Here is a 23514-nt window from a genome sequence, read left to right on the forward strand (position 1 = left end):
CATCCGTGCGAGAGAAGGAGTCAGCATGACGGGATCCACCGCCGGCCGACGGACCGCCATCGTCACCGGCGCGGCCCGCGGCATCGGTGCCGCGACCGCGCAGCGGCTGGCAGCGGACGGCCTGGCCGTCGCGGTGCTGGACCTCGACGAGGCGGCGACGACGGGCACCGTCGAGGCGATCGAGTCCGCCGGGGGCCGGGCGCTGGGGGTGGGAGCCGACGTCAGCGACGCCGAGCAGGTCCAGTCCGCCGTCGACCGGATCGCATCCGAGCTCGGCCCGCCGGTCGTGCTGGTCAACAACGCCGGCGTGACCCGCGACAACCTGCTGTTCAAGATGACCGAGTCCGACTGGGACACGGTGATGGCCGTGCACCTGCGCGGGTCGTTCCTCATGTCCCGCGCGGCGCAGAAGCACATGATCGACGCGGCGTGGGGCCGGATCGTGAACCTGTCCTCGACGGCGGCGCTGGGCAATCGCGGGCAGGCCAACTACTCGGCGGCCAAGGCCGGACTGCAGGGCTTCACCAAGACCCTGGCCGTTGAGCTGGGGAAGTTCGGCGTCACCGCCAACGTGGTCGCGCCCGGCCTGGTCGAGTCCGACATGACCCGGGCCACCGCCGAGCGCCTCGGCCGGTCGTGGGACGACTACGCCGCGGAGCGGGCGAAGGGCATCCCGGTGGGCCGGGTCGGCCAGGTCGCCGACATCGCCCACGCCGTGTCCTTCTTCGCCAGCGAGGGCGCCGGCTTCGTCTCCGGCCAGGTCCTCTACGTCGCCGGCGGCCCGCGCGCCTGAGCTGCAGCACCTCGACCGATCCCGACCTCAGCAGAACCGGAGCCGACGGATGACCGACGTCACCGCGATCGACCCCTTCACCGACCAGGCGACGGCGCTCGATCCGTACGCCTACTACGACTCCCTCGTCCGCGAGCACCCGGTGTACATGGACACCCGGTACGGCTGCGCCGTCGTGTCCGGCTTCGAGGAGGCCCTCACCGTCTTCCGGGACTCCGAGACCTTCTCGTCGGCCAACGTGGTGACCGGGCCGATGTCCCCGTTCCCCGAGGGCGTCGAGGTGGCGGGCGACGACATCACCGAACTCGTCGAGCGGTACCGGGGCCAGATGGCGCAGGGCGACCAGATCGTCACCTTCGACCCGCCGACGCACACGGCGCACCGGGCGCTGCTCATGGGTCTGATCACCCCGAAGCGCCTGCAGGAGAACGAGGAGTTCGTCCACCGCCTGACCGACCGCCAGCTCGACGTCGTCCTGGCCCGGGGCGGCTGCGAGTACATCGACGACTACGCCCAGCCGTACACCCTGCTGATCATCGCCGACCTGCTCGGCGTGCCCGAGTCCGACCACCAGCGGCTGCTCTCGATCATGGGCCTGGGTGAGGAGCTGAGCGACTCGCACGAGGGCGGCGGCGGGCTGCACCGTTCGCTGTCGCCGCTGTACGACTACTTCGTCGAGCGGATCGAGGAACGGCGGCGCGAGCCCCGCGGGGACGTGCTGACCGGCATGGCGATGGCGACCTACCCCGACGGCACGGTCCCGGAGCCGCTCGAGGTCGCGCGGATCGCGTCCAACCTGTTCGCCGCCGGCCAGGAGACCACCGTCCGGCTGCTGGGCACGGCCCTGCAGATCATCGCCGACGACCCGGCCCTGCAGGCGGCGCTGCGGGCCGACCGCGCGCTGATCCCGAGGTTCATCGAGGAGACGCTGCGGACGCAGGGGCCGGTCAAGGGCGTCTTCCGGCTGGTCCGGAGGTCGACCACGCTCGGCGGCGTGGACCTGCCCGCGGGCAGCCGGGTGCTGGTGCTGCACGGGGCGGCCAACCGGGACCCCCGCCAGTTCGAGGAGCCCATGGAGTTCCGTCCCGACCGGCCGAACGTGCGCCGGCACGTCGCGTTCGGGCACGGGGTCCACACCTGCCCCGGGGCGCCGCTGGCGCGCACGGAGGTCCGCATCTCCATCGAGCGGCTGTTCGACCGGACCACGGACATCGCCGTCTCCGAGGCCCACCACGGCCCGGCCGGTGCCCGTCGCTACCAGTACATGCCGACCTTCATGTTCCGTGGCATCACCCACCTGCACCTGGAGTTCAGCTGATGACGGCCGACCGAGGTGGAGGGCCACCCCTGGACATCCGCGTCGACCGCGACCTCTGCATGGGGTCGGGGCAGTGCACGATCTACGCGCCGCGGACCTTCGCCCAGGACGACGCGACCATCGCCTACGTCCTCAACCCGGACGGCGGCACCGAGGAGGAGGTCCGGGACGCGATCTCGGCCTGCCCGACCGGGGCGCTGAGCATCGCGGGCGAGACGGGGGACTGACCTACTGCGATCGCAGTAGGCGAGAACGGTCCGTCGGCACGACGACGCGGACGCGGCCGGCACCGACAGCCCCCGGGCACCCCGCCGCGGATACCGTCGCCATGTTCCGGTTCCTCGAGGAGATCCGCACCCAGATCAGCGCGTCGCCGACGGCGACCTGACGAGAGGACCGCACCTGATGCCCGCCGACGGAGAGCAGCCCGGGACCGATACGGCGAGGCTGGAGGAGGAGGCCGCGCTCGGCAGCGGGAGGTCGTTCTGGACCGCGGGCGGGGTGGGCGACGTCCCCTCGGTGCTCGTGACCGACGGGCCGCACGGCCTCCGCAAGCAGGAGGAGGGGGCGGTCGACCACCTCGGACTCGGCGGCAGCCGGCCGGCGACCTGCTTGCCGCCCGCCGCCGGGCTGGCGCAGTCCTGGGACCCGGAGCTCGCCCAGCGGGTCGGAGAGGCGCTCGGCCGGGAGTGCCAGGCCGAGGGCGTCGGCGTCCTGCTCGGGCCGGGCATCAACATCCGCCGGGACCCCCGCGGCGGCCGGAACTTCGAGTACTACTCCGAGGACCCTCACCTCAGCGGTGTCCTGGGCGCGGCCTGGGTGCGGGGCGTCCAGAGCCAGGGCGTCGGCACCTCGCTCAAGCACTTCGCCGCCAACAACCACGAGCACGACCGGATGCGGGCGAGCTCGGACGTCGACGAGCGGCCACTGCGCGAGATCTACCTGCGCGCGTTCCAGCGCGTGGTGGAGGACGCCCAGCCGTGGACGGTGATGAGCGCCTACAACCGGGTCAACGGCGTGTACGCATCGGAGAACCCGTGGCTGCTCACCGACGTCCTGCGCGGGGAGTGGGGTTTCCAGGGCGCCGTCGTCAGCGACTGGGGCGCGGTCAACGACCGGGTCGTGGCGGTCGCGGCCGGATTGGACCTGCAGATGCCCGGCCCCGACCCGGCCGGGGACGCCCGCGTCGCCGCCGCCGTCGGGTCCGGCGACCTGGACGCCGACGCCCTGCGGCGCAGCGCCGGCAAGGTCGCCGAGCTCGCCGCCAAGGTCGCCGCCGGAAGGCGCCCGGACGCCACCTACGACGCCGACGCGCACCACGAGCTCGCCCGCGAGGTGGCCGCCCGCTGCGTCGTGCTGCTGAAGAACGACGGCGATCTCCTGCCGTTGGCCGCCGATGCCGACGTCGCCGTGATCGGCGAGTTCGCCGAGCAGCCGCGCTACCAGGGCGGGGGGAGCTCGCACGTCAACGCGTCCCGGCTGGACGTCCCGCTGGAGGAGCTCCGGTCGCGCCTGGCGGGGACGGTGGCCTTCGCCCGCGGCTTCACCACCGATGGCTCGGGCGATGTCGATGCGCTGCGGGCCGAGGCGGTGGAGCTGGGCGGCCGGTCCGGGGTCGCCGTCGTCTTCCTCGGGCTCGCCGCCCGCCAGGAGTCCGAGGGCTTCGACCGCGAGCACATCGATCTGCCCGCTGACCAGCTCGAGGTGCTGCGCGCCGTGGTAGCGGTGCAGCCGCGGACCGTCGTCGTCCTGTCGCACGGTGGCGTCGTCCGGCTGGCGCCGGTCGTGGACCTGGTGCCGGCGCTGCTCGACGGGGCGCTGCTGGGCCAGGGCGGCGGCGCGGCGCTGGCCGACGTCCTCACCAGCGCGGTCAACCCCTCGGGCAAGCTCAGCGAGACGGTGCCGCAGCGGCTCCAGGACGTCCCTGCCTACCTCGACTTCCCCGGCGAGTTCTCGCACGCGCGCTACAGCGAAGGTCTGTTCGTCGGGCACCGCTGGTACGACCGCCGCGAGATCGACGTGACCTTCCCCTTCGGGCACGGGCTGTCGTACACGACGTTCGAGGTCTCCGGGCTGGCGCTGACCGCCTCCGACGAGGGGATCACCGCCACGGTCACGGTCGTCAACACCGGCGAGCGCGCCGGCCGCGAGGTCGTGCAGTTCTACGCCGGCCTGCCCGGCTCGTCGGTGACTCGCGCGGTCCGGGAGCTGAAGGGGTTCGCCTCCGTCGACCTCGCACCGGGCGAGAGCCGGGAGGTCACCGTGCTGCTCCGCCGGGAGGACCTGGCCTACTGGAACCCGCGCGTGCAGCGATGGGTCCTCGAGGCCGGCGAGTATCTGGTGCACGCCGGTGTCTCCAGCCGGGACCTCCGCGCGAGCGGGGCCGTCAGCGTCGCCGGCGACGAGGTGCGGCTACCCGTGACGGCCGAGTCGACGCTGGGCGAGCTCATGGCCGATCCCGAGTTGGGGCCGCAGATCCTCGCCGGCCTGTCGAGGACGACGCAGCAGGGGGCCGAGCACGGGGACCTCGGCATGGACATGATGCGGATGATCGCGTCGATCCCGGTCAGTCGGCTCGCCGGCTTCGGCGGTGGCGGGGACGGGGCCTCGCCCCTCGCGCAGCTCCTCGAGGGTGCGACCGGCGCCGAGTCGTGACCGGTCCGATCAGCACACCGGGCACGCCGTTCGCCGACCGGCCGGAGGGGCCGAGCAGGCCGGGAACGCTGGCTGGCGGTGCCTGCGGCGGGCGCGACCGGCACCCCCCACGCCCAAGAGAGGCCAGCGGCGAGCAGGAGGTGGCCCATCAGCTGCCGGTCGCGGAGGACCGCGCAGAGTCGTGGGTCCGGGTTCAGCCCGGCACCGCCCCCGTGGTGAGGAGTTCGCCCAGCACGCGTCCCCAGTAGCGGGCTCGCTCCTCCTCGCCCTCGGCCAGAGGACCCTCGGTGCCGGTGACGAAGAAGTGCTCGGCCGGCGCTGCGATGGTGGCGCCCAGCTTGCCGAGGAGCTTCTCCTCGGTCTTCGCCGCATGGTCCATCCGGGTCAGCACCGGATGACCCGATCCACGGGTGTCGAACGCCGCGGCGGGTGTGCCCCGCTGGGTGAGCCGGGCACTTCCCAGCCACTCGTGCAGGCCGGTGTGGGTGTCCGTGATGTGCGCGTCGTTCTGGTCCACGGCGCTCTGCCGGGTGGTGGGGCGCGGCATCCCGAAGGCGTGGTTCGGTCCGCCCACCACGAGCAGGCCGACGTCCGGGTCGATCTCGGCCGGGGCGTCCGCGGCGGCCACGACGTCCGCGGGCATGGCATCGGCCAGGCCATCGGCGATCGCGTGCGCGATCACGCGGGCATCGCCGAAGATCGACTCGTACACGATCAGGGCGCGGGTCATGTGCGTCCACCACCATCCGTCGGGTTGCCGTCGCCTCCGACGCTAGGTGGCGGAACGGGGAGCCAGGACCGTCGAAGGGCCTCCGCGCGGAGGACGTAGGTCGGGTCGACGCGTCGCCGGCTCAGGCCGTTGGTCCTCCGCCCACCGACGAAGAGCCCCGGGTGCGGCGCGGAGGTCCCGGTCACGCTGGGGGGATGACTGCCGCGCATCTGCTCGAGGTGATCCCCGTCGAGGAGTGCCATGCGCTCCTGGCCGGCCACGAGGTCGGACGGATCGGCGTGATCGCCGAGCACTACCCCTTGATCATCCCGGTGAACTACGGGATGGACGGACACACCATCGTCGTCCGGACCCACCCCGGGTCGACCCTGGGCGCGGCCGAGCACGCCAACGTGACCTTCGAGGTCGACGACATCGACCGGACGACCCGCACGGGGTGGAACGTCCTGGTGCGCGGGCTGGCCGAGGAGGTGGGCCCGCACCACCGGGTGGAGCTGGTCCAGCGCACGCACGCCGTCGGCGTGGAGGCCTGGGCACCGGGAGAGCACGGCAGCTGGCTGCGGATCATCCCGCAGTCGGTGAGCGGACGCCGCATCGTGCGCGGCCAGCTCCCCTGGGGAGTGGACGACCGGGCGTATCTCTAGCGCGCCGGGGGTTCGCCGGTCCCGTCCTCCGCGGGTGGGAGCACCAGCGTGAGCGACAACGGACGCGTGCCGGAGAGGCGGAGTCGTGCCCCCTCGGCGTCGGCGAGCGAGCGGGCCAGCGGCAGGCCCAGCCGGTCCGAGGCGCCGGCGCTCGTCGTGAGTCCGCGGCGGACGCGCTCGGCGGCGGCCTCGCCGCCGCCCTCGTCGGTGACGTCGAGGGCGAGCAGGCCCCCGGCGTCGCGGGCATTGAGCAGGACGTCCCCGCTCCCATGGCAGGTCGCGTTGTCGAGGAGCACCGTCAGCACCTGCCGCACCGCGGCCGGCGAGGCCGGCGTGGCGGGCAGACCGGGTTCGCAGCGGGCGTCCAGGTGCCGGGCGGAGCGCGCCAGGATGGGCGCCCAGGTGTCGGCGAGCTCGGCGACCAGGCGGGGGACGTCGAGCCCGCCGACGGACCGGGTCTCCCGGGTGAGCGCGAGCAGGTCGTGCACCGTGCCCTCGAGCCGGTCCGTCGCCTGCAGCGCGTCCTGCAGCGCGCGCGTCCGGTCCGCCGGCGGGCAGGTCAGCGCGCGCTCCAGGTGCAGCCGCAGGCCCGTGAGCGGCGTGCGCAACTGGTGCGAGGCGCGTCCGGCGAAGGACCGCTCGCGGGCCACGAGGTCGCCGAGCCGGGTCGCCGTCGCGTCCAGTGCGCCGCCCACCTCGTCGAGCTCCGGGATGCCGCTGGGGTCGGAGCGGACGCTGAAGTCGCCGTCGCCGAGCCGGTGGGCCCCGGCCGCCAGGGCCTCCAGAGGGCGGGTGAGCCGGCGAGCCAGGCCCCGGGCGACCAGGCCGCCGATGAGCACGGCGCCCGCGGCGAGGAGGCCGAGCACGCCCCAGGCGGTCAGCGTCAGGTGGGTGACCTCGGCCCGTGGGGTCGCCGCTCGTGTCACCGCCAGCACCCGGCCGTCGACGGTCACCGGCACCGCGACGACGATCTCGCCGCCGGCGTCCTCGTCGGTGACGACGTCCCCGAGTCGGACGGCGTCCCGGGCGGGGCTGTCGGCGGTGTCCGGCCCGCGGCCGGCGAGGCGCCGGCCGTCGCCGTCGTAGAGGGCGATCGTCAGATCTGCCTCGGGTGAACGGGACAGGTCGGGGAGGTCGTTCCGTGTCGCCAGCGAGGGCGCGACCTCCAGGGCGGTGTCGGCGGCGAGATCGCGCGCCTCGGCCACCTCGTGGTCGAGGGCGTCCCGGTGCGCGACCACTGCGAGGGGCACGCCGAACACCACGGTGGCCAGTACCGCGGTGAGCACGGCCAGGGTGACGATGCGGCGCTGCACGGATCAGCGCCGGGCGTCGTCGTCTACGGAGAGCTCCAGGCGGTAGCCGTGGCCCCGGAGCGTCGTGATGACCGGAGCACCCGGATCGCCGTCCACCGCGTCCGCCAGCCGCCGGCGCACCGCGGCGACGTGCACGTCCAGCGTCTTCGTCGAGCCGAACCAGTGGGCGTCCCAGACGTCGCGCATCAGGGTCTCCCGGCTGACGGCCCGGCCGGCGTCGCGCGCCAGCCGTTCGAGCAGTTCGTACTCCTTGGTCCGGAGCGGGACCTCCCGGCCGGCCACGGCCACCCGCCGCGCCGCGGGATCGACCCGCAGCGCCCCCACCCGCAGCTCCCCGCCGTCCCCGGCCGGTGCGCGACGGAGGTGGGCCCGCACGCGTGCCTGCAGCTCGGCCAGGCGTACCGGCTTGGTCAGGTAGTCGTCGGCCCCGGCGTCCAGCGCCACGACGACGTCGATCTCCTCGGTGCGCGCTGTCAGCACGACGATGACGACGTCGGGCAGCAGCGCCCGGATCCGCCGGCAGACCTCGACGCCGTCCAGGTCGGGCAGACCGAGATCGAGCAGGACGAGCGCCGGTGGGTCCGCGCCGCAGCTCGCGACTGCGCCGGCCCCGGTCCGCTCGACGCGCACCGAGTGCCCCTGCCCGTGGAGAGCGGCGGCCAGGGCGGCCGAGATCACCTCGTCGTCCTCGACGACGAGCAGCGCGGGCATCCTCCGAGCGTAGGTCCGGGACTTCTTGCCGGACGTTTGCCTGCAGCTGACCGACGGCTTCCCGGGAGCGGCCCATCGTCGAGTCGAGCCGGGCCGGATGGGGCCGGCCGGTGCTGGTCCCGGAGGTCGTCGATGCCCGAGTCCGTGTTCGGACTGCCCGTCCACCCGCTGCTCGTGCACGCCACGGTGGTGCTCGTGCCCCTGGCCGCGCTGGCCCTGCTGCTGCACGTCCTCTGGCCCGAGGCCCGCCGTCGTCTGGGGATCGTCACCCCGGGCCTGGCCGTCGTGGCGCTGGTGCTGGTGCCTCTCTCCACCCAGAGCGGCGAGAACCTCGAGCACCGGCTGCCCGAGAGCGCGCAGATCGAGAAGCACGCCGAGCTGGCCGACGGGATGCTGCCCTGGGCGCTGGCCCTGGCCGTGATGGCGATCGCGGTGTACGCGCTGGACCGGATCCGATCGCGGCAGGAGGCCCCGACCGGTGCGGTGGCCCGTGGCTCGGGCAGCGTGCTCACCGCCGACAGGGCGGGCGGGGCCGGGGCATGGGCGTCACAGCGGTGGGTCTCGATGATCGCCACGGTCCTCGCGCTGGTCGCGGTGGTGGGCCTGGTGCAGCAGGTGGTCCGCGTCGGCCACTCCGGCGCCACGGCGACGTGGTCCGACGTCCCCAGCGGGTCGTCGGACGGTCCCTCCGGGGACGGCGACGGGGACGGCGACGGCGACGGCGACTGAAGGCCCGGCCGTCGGGACCTCCGCCCCCGTGACCGGCGCCCGATGCGGTGCCAGCGTCGGTGCGGCAGTCCGCCGTCACCAGGAGATCGCATGACCGAGACCAGTACCGCCACCCACCGGAGCCGCGAGGTGCTCGCCTTCGACCGCCCCGTCGAGAGGGACGGTGCGACCGTGATCCCGGCCATGGCCGTGCGCACGCACAGCGCCACCCGCGCCGATGGTGCCGGGCCGGACGGACGCGGCTTCGATGCCGCGATGTCGGGCGGCCGCCCGCTGGGGGCCTTCGTGGTCCGGGACGGCAGGGTCCGCTGGCACCCGGTCGTCGACGTGACCCGGCTGCTGACGACGGCGGAGATCGGGGTGGCCGCTGTGCTGGTCGCCCGGCAGCTGGCCCGGCGTCCGAGCGGGGCGAAGGCGGCGGTGTCCATGGGACCCGGTGGCTGGGTCAGCATGAAGGGCGGCGCCATGGCGGTGCGGCCGGCGCGGAGCCTGTGGCGACGTCCCCGTGCCGCGAGCGCGCCGGTGGGACGGCGCCCCTGGTGGGCCCGGCTGCTCGCGGCGACGACGCTGGAGTCCCTCGTCGGCTGACGGCCGGCGCTCAGCGCCCGGCCGCCGCCGGGCGGCGGCCCCAGCGGAACCACGCGGCCGGGCCGACGAAGTTCACCGCGATGACCGCCGCCCACACCGCCTTGCGCCCGTTGACCCGCTCGGCGGGACGGGTGGCGAGGTCGGCCCACGCGGTCGCGGCGAGGGACAGCTACACCGAGGCGAGGGTCAGGAGCAGCGCCCGGCGCCCGGGTGAGAGGTCGGCCCAGGGGCGTGGGGTCATGGGCTCAGCGTGCCCGGCCGCCCGGGCAGCGGGGACCGACGTTGGACCGGCGTCCTCAGGCCCTTCGGCTCTGCATGCCGGTGTCCGTCGGTCCCGACGCTGGACAGGTGCAGGACACGACGCTGGTCCGGACCCCGTGGCCCCGTCCCTACGCAGACGCCCCGACCATCCTGAGCCTCGACGTGGGCTCCTCGTCGCTCAAGGCGACGGTCCGGGATCCCGACCTGCGCGCGCCCGCCGTCGCGGAGGTGGCCGACGCGCTCTCGCGACACGGGTTGCGCCCGCAGGTGGCCGCGCACCGCATCGTCCACGGCAGCTCCCTGCTGCGGGCGCCCCGGCGGGCCGACGACGCGCTGCTGTCCCGGCTGCACGCGGAAGAGCACCTGGACCCCCTGCACCTGCCCCGCGACGAGGAGACCGTCATGGACCGTCTCACCCGGGTGCTCCTCGCCACCCGCCCGTGGACGGGGCAGCGGTGACGGGCGGCCGGACGTCTTCCTGCCGTAGCGAGCGGGTCCTCCTGCGCAGCGGCACCCCGGCGGTGCTGGCGGAGCTGACTGCCGACGACGCCGACGAGGTCCTGGACCTGCACCGCCGCCTCGACGAGCGGGACACGTACCTGCGTTTCGCGACGCTGCACCCGGCCGATCTCGAGCGCTACGTGCGGCGCACCCTGGCCCCTGACTCGGGTGGCCACACGCTGGGCCTCCGGATCCGTGGGCGGCTCGTCGGGGTCGTCCAGCTGCTGCCGTGCGGGGCCGGTCTCTCGGAGATGGCGGCCGTCGTCGACGCCGAGGCGCGACACGAGGGCGTCGCCACCGTCCTGCTGGAACACCTGGCCGTCGTCGCCGGTCGCCTGGGCATCGACCGGATGATCGCCGAGGTCCTCTCCGAGAACGCCCCCATGCTGGGCGTCCTCAACGACCTGGGGATGCCGCTGGAGAAGCGGCGCGAGGGGAGCGCGCTCCGGGTCGAGGTGAGCCTGCATCCGGGGGAGCGCTACCGGGAGGCGGCCGAGACCCGGTACCGGACCGCCGCGGCCGCCAGCCTGCAGCCCGTGCTGCGGCCTCGGTCGGTCGCCGTCATCGGCGCCGGGCGCAGCGACGGATCCGTGGGCCGGGCCGTCCTCCGCAGCCTCCGCGTCGGCGGGTTCCCAGGACCGGTGCACGCCGTCAACCCCGTGGCCGCCGTGCTCGAGGGGTTCGGGTGCCTGCCCGACATCGGAGCGGTTCCCGGACCGGTGGACCTGGCGGTGGTGTGCGTGCCGGCGGCCGCGGTTCCCGACGTGGTGACCGCATGCGGCGACGCCGGGGTCGGCGGTGTGCTCGTGACCAGCGGCGGGCTGGCGGCGGTGCCCGACGCCCCCGCGCTGCTGCGCGGACTCGGGAACCGGTACGGCATGCGCGTAGTGGGACCCAACAGCCTGGGCGTGGCCGTACCCGGGCTGCCCGCGCCACTGGCGGCGACGTTCGCAGGCCGCGTGCCTCCCGCCGGAGACCTCGGGGTGGTGGCGCAGTCCGGTGGGGTCGCCTTCGCCGCACTCGCCTCCTGGCTGCGGCTGGGCCTCGGCCTGTCCGCGGGCGTGGCCATCGGGGACGCCTACGACGTCACCGCCCGCGACGTGCTGGCCTGGTTCGACGAGGACCCCGCGACCGAACTGGTCGTCCTCTACGCCGAGTCCGAGCCCGACCTGCGCGGGTTCGCGCAGACGGCGGAACACCTGGCCCGGCGCCTGCCCGTGCTCGCGGTGGCGTCGGGAACCTCGCCGGCCGGAGCGCGGGCCGCCACGTCCCACACGGCCTCCGCCACCCCCGCCGTCGTCCGGGAGGCCGCCGCCCTGGCGGCAGGGGTCCAGACCGTGCCCGACCTGACCTCACTGACGGCGGCTGCGGCGTTGATGCGCGGGCAGCCGCTGCCGCGTGCCGGCACCATGGTGGTCCTGACGAACGCCGGAGGGGTCGGCGTGCTGCTCGCCGACGCCTGCGTCGCCGCCGGGCTCCCCGTGGAGCCGCTGCCGGCCCAGCTGCAGGCGCGGCTGCGGGCCGTGCTGCCGCCGCTGGCGGCAACGGGCAATCCCGTGGACACCGGTGCCGCGGTCTCCGCCGACGCCTTCGCCGCGGCCCTGACCGGCCTGCGGGAGCATCCGGCCGTCGCCGCGGTCGTCACCGCAACGCTGCTGAGCGGGGTGAGCGACCCCGCTCCGGGGGTCGTGGCCGGCGCGGTGGGGGACGGGGCGCCCGTCGTCGACGTGCGGCTGGGCCGCAGCACGTCGGTGGAGCGGCTGGACCTCCCCGGTGGCCGGTTCCTCGTGTCCCTGGCCGACCCCACGACTGCTGCCCGTGCGCTGTCGGCGGCGGTCGCCCGGCGCGACTGGCTGGGCCGGGTCCGGGACGAACCGGCGGCGCCCGGCGGCGTCGACGTCCGGGGTGCCCGGGACGTCGTCACGGTCGTGCTGGCGCGGGCGCCGGAGGGCGGCTGGCTGCAGCCCGGCGAGCTGGAATCGCTCTGCGCAGCCGCCGCGCTGCCGGTGGTCCCCACGAGCTGGACGCGCATCCCGGAGGAGGCTGCCGCAGCGGCCTCGCGCGCCGGTGGCGCCGTCGCCGTCAAGGGGATGGTCCGCGGCGTGATCCACAAGTCCGACGCGGGACTCGTCAGGCTGCCCGTGAGCTCGCCCGCCTTGGTCGCCGCGATCGTCGAGGAGTGGGCGGCGCAGGCAGGGCCGGACTGGCAGGGGGCGGTCGTCCAGCCGGTGGTACCGCCCGGTGACGAGCTGTTCGTCGGTGCGGCGCGGGACCCGTCGGCCGGCGCGGTGGTCGCGGTGGGCCCGGGCGGGCGCGCCATGGACGCGCTCGGCCACCGGGTGCACCGGCTGGCGCCCCTGTCCGGAGCGGACGCCGACGAGGCGCTGACCGCGACCGGGCTCTTCGGCACCCCGCACGGACTCGGGCTCGATCGCGCCGGAGCCGTCGACTGCCTCCGCCGGATCGGCTGGCTGGCGGACGTGCTGCCGGAGCTGGTGGAGATCGAGGTCGACCCCTTGCGGGTGGACGCCGCCGGCTGCCTGGCGCTCGACATCCGCGCGCGCGTCGGGCCTCGGGCGCACTGATCCGAGCTATCCCGCCGCCGCGCCGACGTGGAGGCCGAGCGGCACCACGGCGACCGGGCAGGCCGCGCCGTGCAGGACCGCGGTGGTCACCGACCGGAGGTGACCACCGCGGTCGTGCCGGTGTCCCACGACCAGCAGCTCCGCCGTGAACGCGGCGGCGAGCAGGGTCTCCGCGGCACCGCCCCGCCGCACCACTGGGTGCACCGGGACCGGGAGCGCCCCGGCGCGGTCGATCACGTCGGCCAGCACGGCTTCCGCATGGTGCTGGGCGGTCGTCTCGTCCGCCAGCGACTCGAACGCGGCGTGCAGCACCCCGGGCGCAGCGTGCCGCCAGGTGTGCACGGCCGTCACGGCGCTGCCGCGGTCCGCTGCGCTGCCCAGGGCGAAGGCGAGCAGGTCCTCGTCGCCGGCGTCTCCGGCGAGGCCGACGACCACCCCGGACGGGTCGGCCACCGAGACCGTCGCCCGCAGCGGGATGACGAGGACGGGGCACGAGGCGTGCCGGGCCAGCGCTCCGGCGGTCGAGCCGAGCAGCACGTCGTCGAGGGTCCCGCCGGACGTCGTGCCGACGCACAGCAGCTGCGCGGCCGCGCCCTCCGCAACGAGGACCTCGACCGCGGCGCCCTCCACCAGGTCGGAGACGACGTGCAGGCCGGGCACGTCGCGGGCGATCTCAGCCTCGAGGGCGTCGAGCACCAGTTCCCCGGCCACCCGGAGGACGGCCGGGCCATCGAGCCCCTCGGGCGTGCGGAGCTCGCGACCGGCTGTCGCGGGCAGGGCCATCACCAGTCGCAGTGAGGCGCCCCGGGCCTCGGCGGCCCGGGCACCCACCCGCGCGGCGGCGTAGGCGGACCGCGAGCCGTCGATCCCGACGACGACGGGCCCGCGGCGGAGCCGTTCGGTCACGGTCCGCCCCAGGCACGGTGCGGCGCCTCGGGGACGATCGTGGCGTCGGGACCGGGGAAGACGAGGCTGATCCGCTCGTCGTCGGTCCACCGGATCTCGTACGGCGGGCTCCCGTCGGCGTGGTGGACGCCGACCACGAGCCCCTCGCGGCCGGGGGCGTCGAGGGTGCGGCCGTGGACCACCAGCCAGTTGCCGACCTCTGCGTACATGCGGTGCCCTCCTGAGTCAGGTGACCAGTTGCGCTGTCTCGCCCGTGTTCCGTGCGACGTCGTCGGAGGCGATCCGCAACAGCCGTCCGGCGAGGTCCCTCAGCGCCCGGGCGGCGGCGATCTCGTCGCCGATCCTGGCGACCTGGCGGTCGGCGGGGTCGAGACGCGCGAACCCCACGCCGGCCAGGCTGCTCTCGGCGCGGGTGCGCAGGCGCGCCACTGCACGCGTGCGGCCGTCGTGCTCGTCGATCGTGACCACGACGTCCCAGATGTCGGTGAACTCCGATGTGGTGCTGCTCATGGCTCCTCCAACGACTCGTTCCGACGCCGACGCCGACGCTGTCGGATGGCGCCGCTGCGCGCCGCGGCCGTAAGCACCGACCCGCCGGGACCTCCGGCTCTGCGCGGGCACGGGGCCGATGCCCGGGCGAGGCCGATGGTCGGACCCCGAGGACCGAAGGGCCGTGGCGCACCCGCCACCCGCCCCCGGACGCTTCCGGGAGCGGGCCGATCGGGAGGAGCCGCACGATGGATCTGTCAGCGATGGCCTGGACGGCGGAGGTGCTGGCCGGCCCCGGGAGGGGTGTGCTCGCCGCGGACGAGAGCACACCCACGATGGGGCGGCGGCCGGCGACGGTCGGCCCCGAGAACACCGCGGAGCGCCGGCGCGCCTACCGGCAGCTGTTGTTCTCGACCGAGGGGCTCGCCTCTTCCATCAGCGGGGTGACCCTGGCCGACGAGACGATCCGCCAGCGGGCCGACGACGGCACGCCCTTCCCGGATCTGCTGGGGGCCGCCGGCATCGTGCCCGGCATCGAGGTCGACCGTGGGACGACGCCGCTGGCCGGCTTCGCCAGCGAGCTGGTGACCGAGGGACTGGACGGGCTCCGGCTGCGGCTCGCCGAGTACGTCTACCTGGGCGCCCGGTTCGCCACGTGGCGGGCGGTCGTCCGGATCGGGGCAGGGCGGCCCACACCGACGTGCCTGGAGGCCAATGCCCACGCCCTGGCCCGCTACGCGGCCCTGGCGCATGAGGCGGGCCTCGTGCCGGTGGTCGAGCCGGAGGTGCTGATGGAGGGCGCACACGATCTCGAACGGTGTGCGGAGGTGACCGTCGCGACGCTCCGCGCGGTGTACGAGCAGTTGTCCCGCCACCAGGTCGTCCTGGAGGCGACCCTGCTCACGACCAACATGGTGCTGCCCGGGTCGGAGTCCGGCGCACACGCCGACCCGGAGGCCGTGGCCGACGCGACCGTCGACGCGCTGCGCGAGGCCGTCCCGGCGGCGGTGCCCGGCGTCCTGTTCCTGTCCGGAGGGCAGGGCGCCGTGGAGGCCACGCACGACCTCGCGGCCATCAACCGCCGGGCTCCCCAGCCGTGGGAGCTGAGTTTCTCCTTCGGACGTGCGCTGCAGGCACCGGTCCTGCGGTGCTGGGCAGCGGGCGACGAGGAGGGGGCCCGGGCGGCGCTGCTGCACCGTGCCGCGATGAACGGTGCGGCCCGGCGCGGCACCTACCGGCCGGAGTCGGAGCCGTCGGCGGCAGGCGCCGGCTGACGGGCGGGGGAGCCCGACGGGGGAACCGCCGTCGGGCGACGCCGGAGGGGCACTTGCAGGCCGGCGCCGGGGCGGAGCCGGAACTCCTCACCCCGGATCCGCACCGGAAGGTCCGGGTGGGCCCGCTCGTCCGAGCCGATGGTGATCGCCTCGTGCGTGATCGCCACCGCCAGTTCCGCGTGTTGCCGGTACTGGAGGCAGAACCGCATGCCGGTCAGCGCCTCGGGCAGGTGGGGATCGAAGCCGAGCGCGGCGTCCCGGGTCTGCAGGCCGGTGAACCCCCGCTGCAGCAGGTCGACCGTCCCTGCCATCGCACCGAGGTGGATGCCCTCTCCGGTCGTGCCGCCCTGGACGTCGTCGATGTCGCTGTCCAGCGCCTCGAGGAAGAACGCCCAGGCCCGGTCCCGGTCGCCGCGGGCCAGGACCCACGAGTGGACGACCCGCGAGAGCGTCGACCCGTGGCAGGTCCGGGCCGTGTAGTACGCGACGGTCCGCGGGATCGTGCGCCGGTCGGAGGCGTACCCGAGCCGGTCGAGGACCGCGTAGAACTCGTCCGCGGTCAGCAGGTGGAACAGCATGAGGACGTCGGCCTGCTTCGAGACCTTGTACCGGTTGGCGGAGTCCCCTTCCGCCTCGAGGATGCGGTCCAGCCGGCTGATGTCGCCGTACCGGGCCCGGTAGCCCCTCCAGTCGAACTCCGCCAGTTGCTCGTAGCCGCGGAACTGGCTGAGCACCCCGTCGGCGTGCCAGACCAGCCGCAGCCGACGGCTCACGTGCTCCCACCGGTGCAGATCCGGCTCGCTGATCCCGAGGCCCGCCAGCAGGACGAGACGTCGGCGGGGCGGCAGCATCGCCAGGCAGTCCAGAGCGCGGGTGAGCGTCCACGCGGCCATCACGTTCGTGTAGGCATTGTCGTCCAACCCGGGGTCCGCCGAGTCCGGGAGCGCGTCGTGGTACTCGTCCGGACCCATCACGCCGGACAGGCCGTACCGGTCGTCCACCGGGTCGTAGCTCGCCAGATCGGCCCAGTAGGCCGCGACCTCGAGGATCATCTCGGCGCCGTGCTCGACCAGGAAGGCCGTGTCCCCGGTGGCCTCGTGGTAGCGCCAGGTGTTGTAGGCGACGGCCAGTCCGATGTGCCGTTGCAGCGCGGAGTTGTCGGGAACCCAGCGCCCGGAGCGGGGGTTGAGGTGGACGGTCGGTGACTCTTCCCGGCCGCTCGACCCGCTCTGCCAGGGATACAGCGCGCCCCGCTGCCCGCCGGCACGCGCGGCGGCCCGTGCACTCGGGAGCCGCCGCCACCGGTACATCAGCATCGCGCGGGCGACCTCGGGCAGCCGCAGGACGAGGAAGGGCAGCACGAACACCTCGTCCCAGAACACGTGGCCGCGGTAGGCCTCGCCGTGCAGGCCGCGCGCCGGGATGCCGACGTCGAGGTCGACGCTGTGGCGGGAGACGGTCTGCAGGAGGTGGAAGACGTGCAGCCGCAGCACGAGCGAGGTCCTGGCCGGTCCGTCGACCTCGACGTCGCACCGTGCCCACAGATCCGCCCACTCCTGCACGTGCCGGGTCAGGACGCCGTCGAACACCGGCGCCGCCCGCACTGCCTCCGTGGCCGCGTCGGCAGGCTCGCCGGTGCCCCGGTCCCGCGACGTGCACAGGGCGACGACCTTCTCCACGGTGACCACCCGGCCCGGGACGACGTCGACGCGGAGGTCGACGGCACACGTGGTGGCCTGAGCGGTCGGCCTGAGCTGGGGGGACTGCTCCACGCCGTCCACGAGGAGGCGGTGCCGGGCCGCCAGCGCCATGCGGATGCGCGACTGCAGGGTCCGGACGACGAGGCCGAGGACCCCGCGGCGGTGCGAGGCGGACTCGACGGTCAGGTGTCGGCCGGACAGCCCGCGGTACCGCGCCACGCCGGCGTTGGTGACCCGCCCGTCCAGCGCCGAGCGCACGGTCAGCTGCCCCGACCAGTTGTCGGCCACCACGGTGCACTCCAGCGCGGCGAGGAGCGGGTCGGCCATGGACACCAGGCGTCGCTGGCTGACCTCGGTGCGACGGCCCGCGGCGTCGGTGACCACGAACCGTCGGGTGAGCACCCCGCGCCGCAGGTCGAGCTCCTGGACGTGGTCGTCGACCGTCATCGCCGCGAGGTCCAGCCACGGGCCGTCGTCGATGCGGAACGTGAGGGACTGCCAGTCGGGGAGGTTGACGATGCTCTCCTGCTCCAGCACGTGGCCGTCCACCTCGTCGACGGCCCGGTCGAACACCCCGGCGGCGTAGGTGCCGGGGTAGTGCGTGCCGTCGGGGCGCGACTCCGGCGCGGCGGCCCGCGTGACGAACCGGCCGTTACCGACGGCGCAGAGGACCTCGCGCAGCTGCTCGGCGGCGGGATCCAGGCCCTGGTAGCGCAGCACCCACTCGCTGTCCGGGGCCTCCGCGACGTCGTCCGTCACGCGTCGCCGGAGATCTCGCGCCGCGCGGCCGCCAGCAGCACCCGACGCTCGGCCGTGGCGAGGGCACGGCGGGTGGCGGCCACCGACCCCGGCTCCACCGACACCGACGTGATGCCGGCGCGGACCAGGTGCTCGACGAAGGCCGGCCGCCGGGAGGGCGCCTGTCCGCACAGCGAGCTGGGCACGCCCAGCCGCCGCGCGGTGGCGATGACCTGGCCGATGACGGCGAGGACGGCGGGGTCGGCCTCGTCGAACAGGTCCGACAGCTCGGCGGAGTCCCGGTCGACGCCCAGGACCAGCTGGGTGAGGTCGTTGCTGCCGATGCTGACGCCCTCGATGCCCATGCCGATGTACTCGGGGAGCCAGGAGGCCACCGACGGGACCTCGGCCATGACCCAGCGACGCAGGCCGCGCTGCCGGCCCAGCGGGCTCGCGTCGATCAGGCCCAGGCACCGCTCCAGCTCCCAACCGGTGCGGACGAACGGGATCATGACCGCCAGGGCAGGGCACTCCTCCCGCACACGGGCGAGGGCGGCCAGCTCCAGCTCGACCAGGGAGGAGTCGCGCACGTACCGGATGCAGCCGCGGTTGCCGATCATCGGGTTGTCCTCGACCGGCTCGTACGCCGCGCCCCCCTTCAGCCCGCGGAACTCGTTGGTGCGCAGGTCGGCGGTCCGGTAGACCACCGGCCGCGGCGCGAAGGCCCGGGCGATCTGCGCCACGGAGTCGGCCAGGGCGGTGACCACCTGCTCGGACTCGCCCCGGGCGACCATCTCGGCGGGGTGCCACCCGTCCAGCGCGCGGGTGAGCAGCAGCTCGGCGCGCAGCAGGCCCACCCCGTCGACCGGGAGCGCGGCGACCTCGACGGCGCGCGCGGGGTCGGCCAGGTTGACGTGCAGGCCGGTCGCGGTCACCTCCGGTTCCGCCTCCGGTCCTCCACGCGGAGCGGTCCGCGCCGGAACGGCGGCGGTCACCTTTCCCGACCACACCCGTCCGGTGTCGCCGTCGACCGTGACCGCGGTGCCGTCGGTGAGATCGGTGGTCGCTGTGCGAGCACCGACCACCGCGGGGACCCCGAGCTCCCGGGCGACGATGGCGGCGTGGCAGGTGACGCCGCCGGAGTCGGTGACCACGGCGGCCGCCCGGCGCATCGTGGGCATCCAGTCGGGATTCGTCAGCGGAGCGACCAGGACCTCGCCGTCCTGCAGGAGGCAGCCCTCATCGGGGGCGCGCAGGACCCGGACCCGGCCCGTGGCCCGGCCGGAGGAGGCCCCGAGGCCGGTCAGCAGCGGCGGGCGGGCGGGCGCGGAGGCGTCCTCGGCCGAGGGCGCGGCTGGCTCGCGGACCGGGTCGCCCAGGGTCGTGATCGGGCGCGCCTGGACCAGCCACACGCGCTCGTCGTCGATCGCCCACTCGACGTCCTGGGGGCGGCCGTGCAGCTGCTGCACCTCCAGGGCCAGGCGGGCGATCTCCTCGGCCTCCGCCGGGGCGAGCACGTCTCGGTCGCCGGTCTCGACGGGCACGGCCACGTCGCCTCCGCCGTCCCCGCGCACCACCTGGGTGCGCTGGACGCCGCGGTGGGTGGTGAGCAACCGGGGCCCGGTGGGATCGAGCAGGTAGGTGTCGGGCTCCACCTGGCCGCCGACGACGACCTCGCCCTGACCCCAGGCGGCCTCGACGACCACGCGGTCCCGGCGGCCGCTGACCGGGTCGGCGGTGAACGCCACGCCCGAGCGGCAGGTGGAGACCATCCGCTGCACGACGACGGCGAGCTGGGGGAGGTCGTGCAGGCCCTGCTCGTCCCGATAGGACAGCGAGCGGGGGGAGAACAGCGACGCCCAGCACGTCACGACCGCGTCGACGACGGCCGCCGGGCCCGTGACGTTGGTCAGCGACTCGTTCATGCCGGCGAAGGACGTGTCCGCCGAGTCCTCGCCCACGGCCGAGGAGCGGACGGCGACCGCGACGTCGGTGCCCATCATCGCGTAGGAGGTCCGCAGCGCGTCGGCCACCACCGGCGGGATGCCCGCCGACCGGACGAGGGATCGCAGCCGGCGCGAGCACAGCGCGAGACGGTCGCCCAGCGGAGAGGTGTGGCCCACCTCCCGGGTGTGCCGGGCGGCCACCAGAGCCTCGTCGTGCAGCCGCTGGACATCGGCGAGCACCCCGGCCGATTCCAGCGCCGCGCGCATCGCGGGCGCCAGCACGACGAAGCCGTCCGGGACGGGCAGTCCGGCGCGCAGGAGCTCACCGAGGTTGGCCCCCTTGCCGCCGGCGCGGTCGGTGTCGGCCAGTCCCACGTCGCGAAGGGTGGCGACCAGGTCGGTGCGGTGCGGAGCGGTGGCGGTCATGACGGGTCCTCCCTCGTCGAGGTGCTGCCCAGCGTGGTGCCGGGCGGGTGCCTCCCGGTGGGGCCGGCGGTCCTCGCCGGCACGGACCTTGGGCCCTGCGTCCGGGGGCGGCGCGTCCCACAGGCTCGGGGCATGTTCGCCGGCCGCAGGAGGACCTGACCGTGGCGGACGACGTCGCGGCGTGGATCTCGACCGGAGTGGGCGCGGCGCTGGTCCTTCTGGTTCTCCGGGACGTGTTCGACCGGCTGTGGCATCCGAGCGCGCGAGGTGGTCTGAGCCAGTGGCTGCTCGCCGGCGTGTGGCGGCTGACCGGACCGGTCCGCCGCCGTGCTGGGCGGCGACCTCGGACGATCGAGCTCACCGGATCCGCGGCCATGGCCTCCGTCGTCGGCAGCTGGGTGGTCCTCGTCGTCGTGGGGTGGGCCCTCGTGTACCTGCCGCGCATGCCGGAGGGCTTCACCTTCGGCGGTGGCGCGCAGCCTGCCGGAGGCAGCGGCGTCCTCGACGCGCTCTACCTCTCCCTGGTGACGCTCAGCACCCTGGGTTTCGGTGACGTGGTCCCGGAGGCCGGCTGGCTGCGGATGGTCGTCCCGCTCGAGGCGCTCGCCGGATTCGCCCTGCTCACCGCGGGCGTCACCTGGGTCCTGCAGGTCTACCCGGTGCTCGGCCGCCGGCGGGTCCTCGCGGCCCGGCTGGCGCTGCTGAGCGGACCCGGGACGGCGCGCTGGGCCGACGTGGACGCCCGGCTGCTCGGAGACCTGGCCGTCGAGCTGGTGCGCGTGCGGGTCGACCTGGTGCAGCACGCCGAGACCTACTACGTCGCCGACGGGCGCCCGGACGTCTCGCTCGCCGCGGGGCTGGACGTGGCGGCCGGGCTGGTGGAGCAGGCCCGCTGCGCACCGGACCCGAGGGTCCGGGAGGCGGCTGGGCTCCTCGAGCGCGCGCTCGCAGAACTCGTGCAGCTGCTCGACGACGACTTCCTCCACACCGGGCGCGGTATCCGGGAAGTCCTGCGTGCGTACGCGGACGATCACGGACATCCCGGTGCCCGGCCGGCCTGAGGGCGTCGGGCTGCCTCACCCCTGCCAGGTCCAGTCGCGCACCTCGGGAGCAAGCGCGGCTTGATCTGGACGGCCTGCAGCGGCTCCCGCAGCAGCGGGTTCTCCTTGAGGTCGATCTGCGCCGCGGTCAGGTAGTTGGCCGCCGCCCACCAGCGCAGGTCGGCTTCGAGGTCCCGCGGATCGGTGACCGCGGATGCCGACAGGACCTCGAGTGCACTCATGCTGGGGTTCCTCCGATGGACGGTGTGCGACCCGTCGATGGTGCGGGCACGACGCCTGCGCGCGCGGGGGCCGGAGGTCGTCGGTCCCCGCGCCGTTCGGTACCTCCGAGGGAGCTCAGGTCCAGGGCTCGTCGAAGGCGTCGATCGTGTCGTCGACCGGGCGACGCCCGGTCGGCGGCACCGGGGTGGCGCCGATGGGTGCCCAGCCCAGGCGGATCAGGACGTGGGGGGAGCGCCCGGAGGGCAGGCAGTCGGCGGCGAGCCGGGCCCGGGTCTCGGGCACCTCGAACGGCTGGCTGATCGGGTCGGTCGCCAGGCCGGTCGCAGTCGCGGCCAGGAGCACGGCACTCAACGCCTCACCGGCGCGCAGCCGGTCCACGGGACCGTCACCGTCGGTCGCCAGGAGGGCGAGGACCGTGCCGTCCGACTCGTACCGGCCGAGTCCGTTCTGCGGCATCTCGTGGGCGGCGAAGTGACGCACGGGTACCTCGGCGGTCACGTCCCCCGGCACGTTGGCTGCCGGGACCCCTTCGGCCGCGCCGCGCGCCCGACCGCTCCACGCGGCGACCTCCTGGGCGTGGCCCGGGGTAAGGGCCTGCTGGACCGCTGCGCGTTCGATCAGGCGCGTCACCTCCCACCGTCGATTGGGGTCGAGGACGAGGAACGTAGCCCCTTCCGAGACAGCAGCCCTGCGCAGGTCCTCGAGGAACTCGTCCGGGACCTCCCAGGTGGAGAAGACCCGCCGGTCGCTGTGCCGGTTCTCGATCGCACGGGCGAGAGCGAGGTCGTCAGCGGTCGGCTCCGCCGGCGCCAGCTCCACCGCCGCCAGGTGATGTGGATGCGCCGGGTCGGGCATGCGGTCGACCCGGCCGGCCGACCCTGTCGCCAGCAACGCCGTCCGGAGGTGGTGCAGCGCGGCGCCACAGCTGATGAGCAGGTCGCGCCCTTCCGGATCGGTCGCAGGCAATGCGCGCTCGGGGTCGGCGAAGAGGTGGACGCTGGACGCGCCGATGCGCCAACGCCAGGGCTGGGAGTTGTGGATGGACGGTGCGCGGTTCGCCAGGGCGATGGCGGCGCGCACGGTGGGGCGGTCGAGCCGGGTCGTCAGCACGGGTCCTCCAGGCGGGTGGTTCTCCGGTCGGTCTGTCGCCGGTGTGGGGATGACCCGAGCCTGCGGGCACCAGGACGGCGCGAGGCAGTGACCGAGGTCCCGTTCTCAGGGGCCGACCGGCGGGCGGTGTGCTCGCTCCGGCGATCCGGCCCCGGCGGAACGGGCCGGCAGAGCGGCGGCGATGCCGTCGGCCCACGCGGTGACCGCCGGCCAGTCGCGGTGGTCGCCGGCCCGCTGGCGAGCGAGCAGGTAGAACAGCCGCCCCCAGAGGGGCACGCCGTCCATGTGCACCACCCCGCCGAACAGCCGGTGATCGCGCGGCGCGAGGTCCGCCGGCAGTCCCTGCGCTATCCGGGCCACTTCCTGGGAGGCCATCCACCGCCGGACCAGGCCTCGTGGATCGATGCCCGCCACGCTGAAGCACCAGACGGGACGCCCGCCGAGGACCGGCGCGAGCCGCCCGGCCAGCGCGCGTGCCGGCTCCAGCCAGGCCATGTCGTGCACGGCGCTGCCGAGCACGAAGGCGTCGTAGGGCCCCACGTCGAGCTCGGGACCGGCTGGCCGGACCTCGACGTCGGCCACCGTCCGGAGCCGGCCGGCGATGCGCTCGGCGATCTCCGCGGTGGATCCCGACGCGGTCGCGTGGACGATCAGGACCCGGGGCAGGACGTCGGCCATGGCTCCACCGTGGCCTGCGGGAGCCAGGACCGGTCAGGGACGGACGGCCCGCCGGGCGGAGCAGGAGGTCGCCGTCCCGGCCAGGATCGGGACCTTCGGCCCTGAGTGCTGGGGGGTGTGCTGCGCATAGCCTCGC

At 74.9% G+C, this 23514-nt stretch carries 23 protein-coding genes; 11 read left to right on the forward strand and 12 right to left on the reverse strand.

Annotated features, from left to right (window positions below; all coding sequences use genetic code 11):
* Positions 1-25: 25 nt before the first annotated feature.
* The 4 genes from fabG (at position 26) to N555_RS0115060 (ending at position 4766) form a co-directional block, all read left to right on the forward strand.
* A complete protein-coding gene (fabG, locus tag N555_RS0115045) occupies positions 26-793 on the forward strand; it encodes a 3-oxoacyl-ACP reductase FabG (RefSeq protein WP_029432324.1) in 768 nt (255 codons plus the stop codon).
* 49 nt (positions 794-842) lie between these two features.
* Positions 843-2111 (forward strand): cytochrome P450, encoded by a 1269-nt coding sequence (locus tag N555_RS0115050; RefSeq protein ID WP_029432325.1) that lies wholly within the window; start codon positions 843-845, stop codon positions 2109-2111.
* Entirely contained in the window at positions 2111-2338 is a 228-nt protein-coding gene (locus tag N555_RS0115055; protein ID WP_029432326.1) for a ferredoxin, read from the forward strand. Before N555_RS0115050 ends, N555_RS0115055 begins: the two co-directional genes overlap by 1 nt.
* 178 nt (positions 2339-2516) lie before the next feature.
* A complete protein-coding gene (locus N555_RS0115060) occupies positions 2517-4766 on the forward strand; it encodes a glycoside hydrolase family 3 C-terminal domain-containing protein (protein ID WP_029432327.1) in 2250 nt (749 codons plus the stop codon).
* 193 nt (positions 4767-4959) lie between these two features.
* Here N555_RS0115060 and N555_RS0115065 read toward each other — a convergent pair whose 3' ends face one another.
* On the reverse strand, positions 4960-5496 hold the full coding sequence (locus N555_RS0115065; RefSeq protein WP_029432328.1) for a flavodoxin family protein: 537 nt from the start codon (positions 5494-5496) through the stop codon (positions 4960-4962).
* Positions 5497-5690: 194 nt separating this feature from the next.
* Here N555_RS0115065 and N555_RS0115070 point away from each other — a divergent pair, with 194 nt between their 5' ends.
* Entirely contained in the window at positions 5691-6140 is a 450-nt protein-coding gene (locus N555_RS0115070; protein ID WP_051684108.1) for a pyridoxamine 5'-phosphate oxidase family protein, read from the forward strand.
* Here the strand turns inward: N555_RS0115070 and N555_RS0115075 are convergent.
* On the reverse strand, positions 6137-7453 hold the full coding sequence (locus N555_RS0115075; RefSeq protein WP_029432330.1) for a sensor histidine kinase: 1317 nt from the start codon (positions 7451-7453) through the stop codon (positions 6137-6139). The genes N555_RS0115070 and N555_RS0115075 overlap by 4 nt on opposite strands.
* A gap of 3 nt (positions 7454-7456) precedes the next feature.
* Positions 7457-8164: a response regulator transcription factor gene (locus N555_RS0115080; RefSeq protein ID WP_029432331.1), complete on the reverse strand. Its 708-nt coding sequence runs from the start codon at positions 8162-8164 to the stop codon at positions 7457-7459.
* Positions 8165-8296: 132 nt separating this feature from the next.
* Between N555_RS0115080 and N555_RS0115085 the strand changes: the two genes are divergently transcribed.
* The gene (locus N555_RS0115085; protein ID WP_034510728.1) at positions 8297-8893 is read left to right on the forward strand and encodes a DUF2231 domain-containing protein; all 597 of its coding nucleotides are present in this window, start codon (positions 8297-8299) and stop codon (positions 8891-8893) included.
* 90 nt (positions 8894-8983) lie between these two features.
* Positions 8984-9481, forward strand: coding sequence for a hypothetical protein (locus N555_RS27970; RefSeq protein WP_051684109.1), 498 nt, complete (start codon positions 8984-8986; stop codon positions 9479-9481).
* 10 nt (positions 9482-9491) lie between these two features.
* Here N555_RS27970 and N555_RS29275 read toward each other — a convergent pair whose 3' ends face one another.
* Complete coding sequence (locus N555_RS29275) at positions 9492-9650, reverse strand: PLDc N-terminal domain-containing protein (RefSeq protein ID WP_197029047.1); 159 nt, start codon at positions 9648-9650, stop codon at positions 9492-9494.
* Between the two features lie 179 nt (positions 9651-9829).
* On the opposite strand from N555_RS29275, the gene N555_RS28375 reads away from it, so the two are divergent.
* Both N555_RS28375 and N555_RS0115105 read left to right on the forward strand, forming a co-directional pair.
* The gene (locus N555_RS28375) at positions 9830-10201 is read left to right on the forward strand and encodes a hypothetical protein (RefSeq protein ID WP_197029036.1); all 372 of its coding nucleotides are present in this window, start codon (positions 9830-9832) and stop codon (positions 10199-10201) included.
* A complete protein-coding gene (locus tag N555_RS0115105) occupies positions 10198-12828 on the forward strand; it encodes a GNAT family N-acetyltransferase (protein WP_029432335.1) in 2631 nt (876 codons plus the stop codon). Before N555_RS28375 ends, N555_RS0115105 begins: the two co-directional genes overlap by 4 nt.
* Positions 12829-12834: 6 nt before the next feature.
* Here N555_RS0115105 and N555_RS0115110 read toward each other — a convergent pair whose 3' ends face one another.
* The 3 genes from N555_RS0115110 to N555_RS0115120 are packed head-to-tail and all read right to left on the reverse strand — an operon-like array spanning position 12835 to position 14244.
* A complete protein-coding gene (locus N555_RS0115110; RefSeq protein ID WP_029432336.1) occupies positions 12835-13734 on the reverse strand; it encodes a universal stress protein in 900 nt (299 codons plus the stop codon).
* Entirely contained in the window at positions 13731-13943 is a 213-nt protein-coding gene (locus tag N555_RS0115115) for a DUF1918 domain-containing protein (RefSeq protein ID WP_029432337.1), read from the reverse strand. The genes N555_RS0115110 and N555_RS0115115 overlap by 4 nt, the downstream gene beginning before the upstream one ends.
* Positions 13944-13959: 16 nt before the next feature.
* Positions 13960-14244, reverse strand: coding sequence for a dsRBD fold-containing protein (locus N555_RS0115120; protein WP_029432338.1), 285 nt, complete (start codon positions 14242-14244; stop codon positions 13960-13962).
* A 227-nt stretch (positions 14245-14471) separates the two neighbouring features.
* Here N555_RS0115120 and N555_RS0115125 point away from each other — a divergent pair, with 227 nt between their 5' ends.
* Entirely contained in the window at positions 14472-15497 is a 1026-nt protein-coding gene (locus N555_RS0115125) for a class I fructose-bisphosphate aldolase (protein ID WP_029432339.1), read from the forward strand.
* On the opposite strand, the gene N555_RS0115130 is transcribed toward N555_RS0115125, so the two are convergent.
* Positions 15455-17956 (reverse strand): glycoside hydrolase family 65 protein, encoded by a 2502-nt coding sequence (locus tag N555_RS0115130; protein ID WP_156036380.1) that lies wholly within the window; start codon positions 17954-17956, stop codon positions 15455-15457. The two genes, N555_RS0115125 and N555_RS0115130, sit on opposite strands and share 43 nt — an antisense overlap.
* Positions 17953-20307, reverse strand: a complete 2355-nt coding sequence (gene ppsA, locus N555_RS0115135) for a phosphoenolpyruvate synthase (RefSeq protein WP_034510734.1) — start codon at positions 20305-20307, stop codon at positions 17953-17955. The genes N555_RS0115130 and ppsA overlap by 4 nt, the downstream gene beginning before the upstream one ends.
* A 161-nt stretch (positions 20308-20468) precedes the next feature.
* Between ppsA and N555_RS0115145 the strand changes: the two genes are divergently transcribed.
* Positions 20469-21368, forward strand: coding sequence for a potassium channel family protein (locus N555_RS0115145; protein ID WP_034510737.1), 900 nt, complete (start codon positions 20469-20471; stop codon positions 21366-21368).
* Here the strand turns inward: N555_RS0115145 and N555_RS27490 are convergent.
* The 3 genes from N555_RS27490 to N555_RS0115155 form a co-directional block, all read right to left on the reverse strand.
* Positions 21338-21589 (reverse strand): phosphoketolase family protein, encoded by a 252-nt coding sequence (locus tag N555_RS27490; protein ID WP_081866252.1) that lies wholly within the window; start codon positions 21587-21589, stop codon positions 21338-21340. The two genes, N555_RS0115145 and N555_RS27490, sit on opposite strands and share 31 nt — an antisense overlap.
* Positions 21590-21704: 115 nt before the next feature.
* Entirely contained in the window at positions 21705-22700 is a 996-nt protein-coding gene (locus tag N555_RS0115150) for an Acg family FMN-binding oxidoreductase (protein ID WP_034510740.1), read from the reverse strand.
* 105 nt (positions 22701-22805) lie between these two features.
* Positions 22806-23378 (reverse strand): flavodoxin domain-containing protein, encoded by a 573-nt coding sequence (locus N555_RS0115155; protein WP_029432345.1) that lies wholly within the window; start codon positions 23376-23378, stop codon positions 22806-22808.
* Positions 23379-23514: the final 136 nt, after the last annotated feature.

It is taken from the genome of Blastococcus sp. URHD0036 (assembly GCF_000701365.1).
Taxonomy (GTDB): domain Bacteria; phylum Actinomycetota; class Actinomycetes; order Mycobacteriales; family Geodermatophilaceae; genus Trujillonella.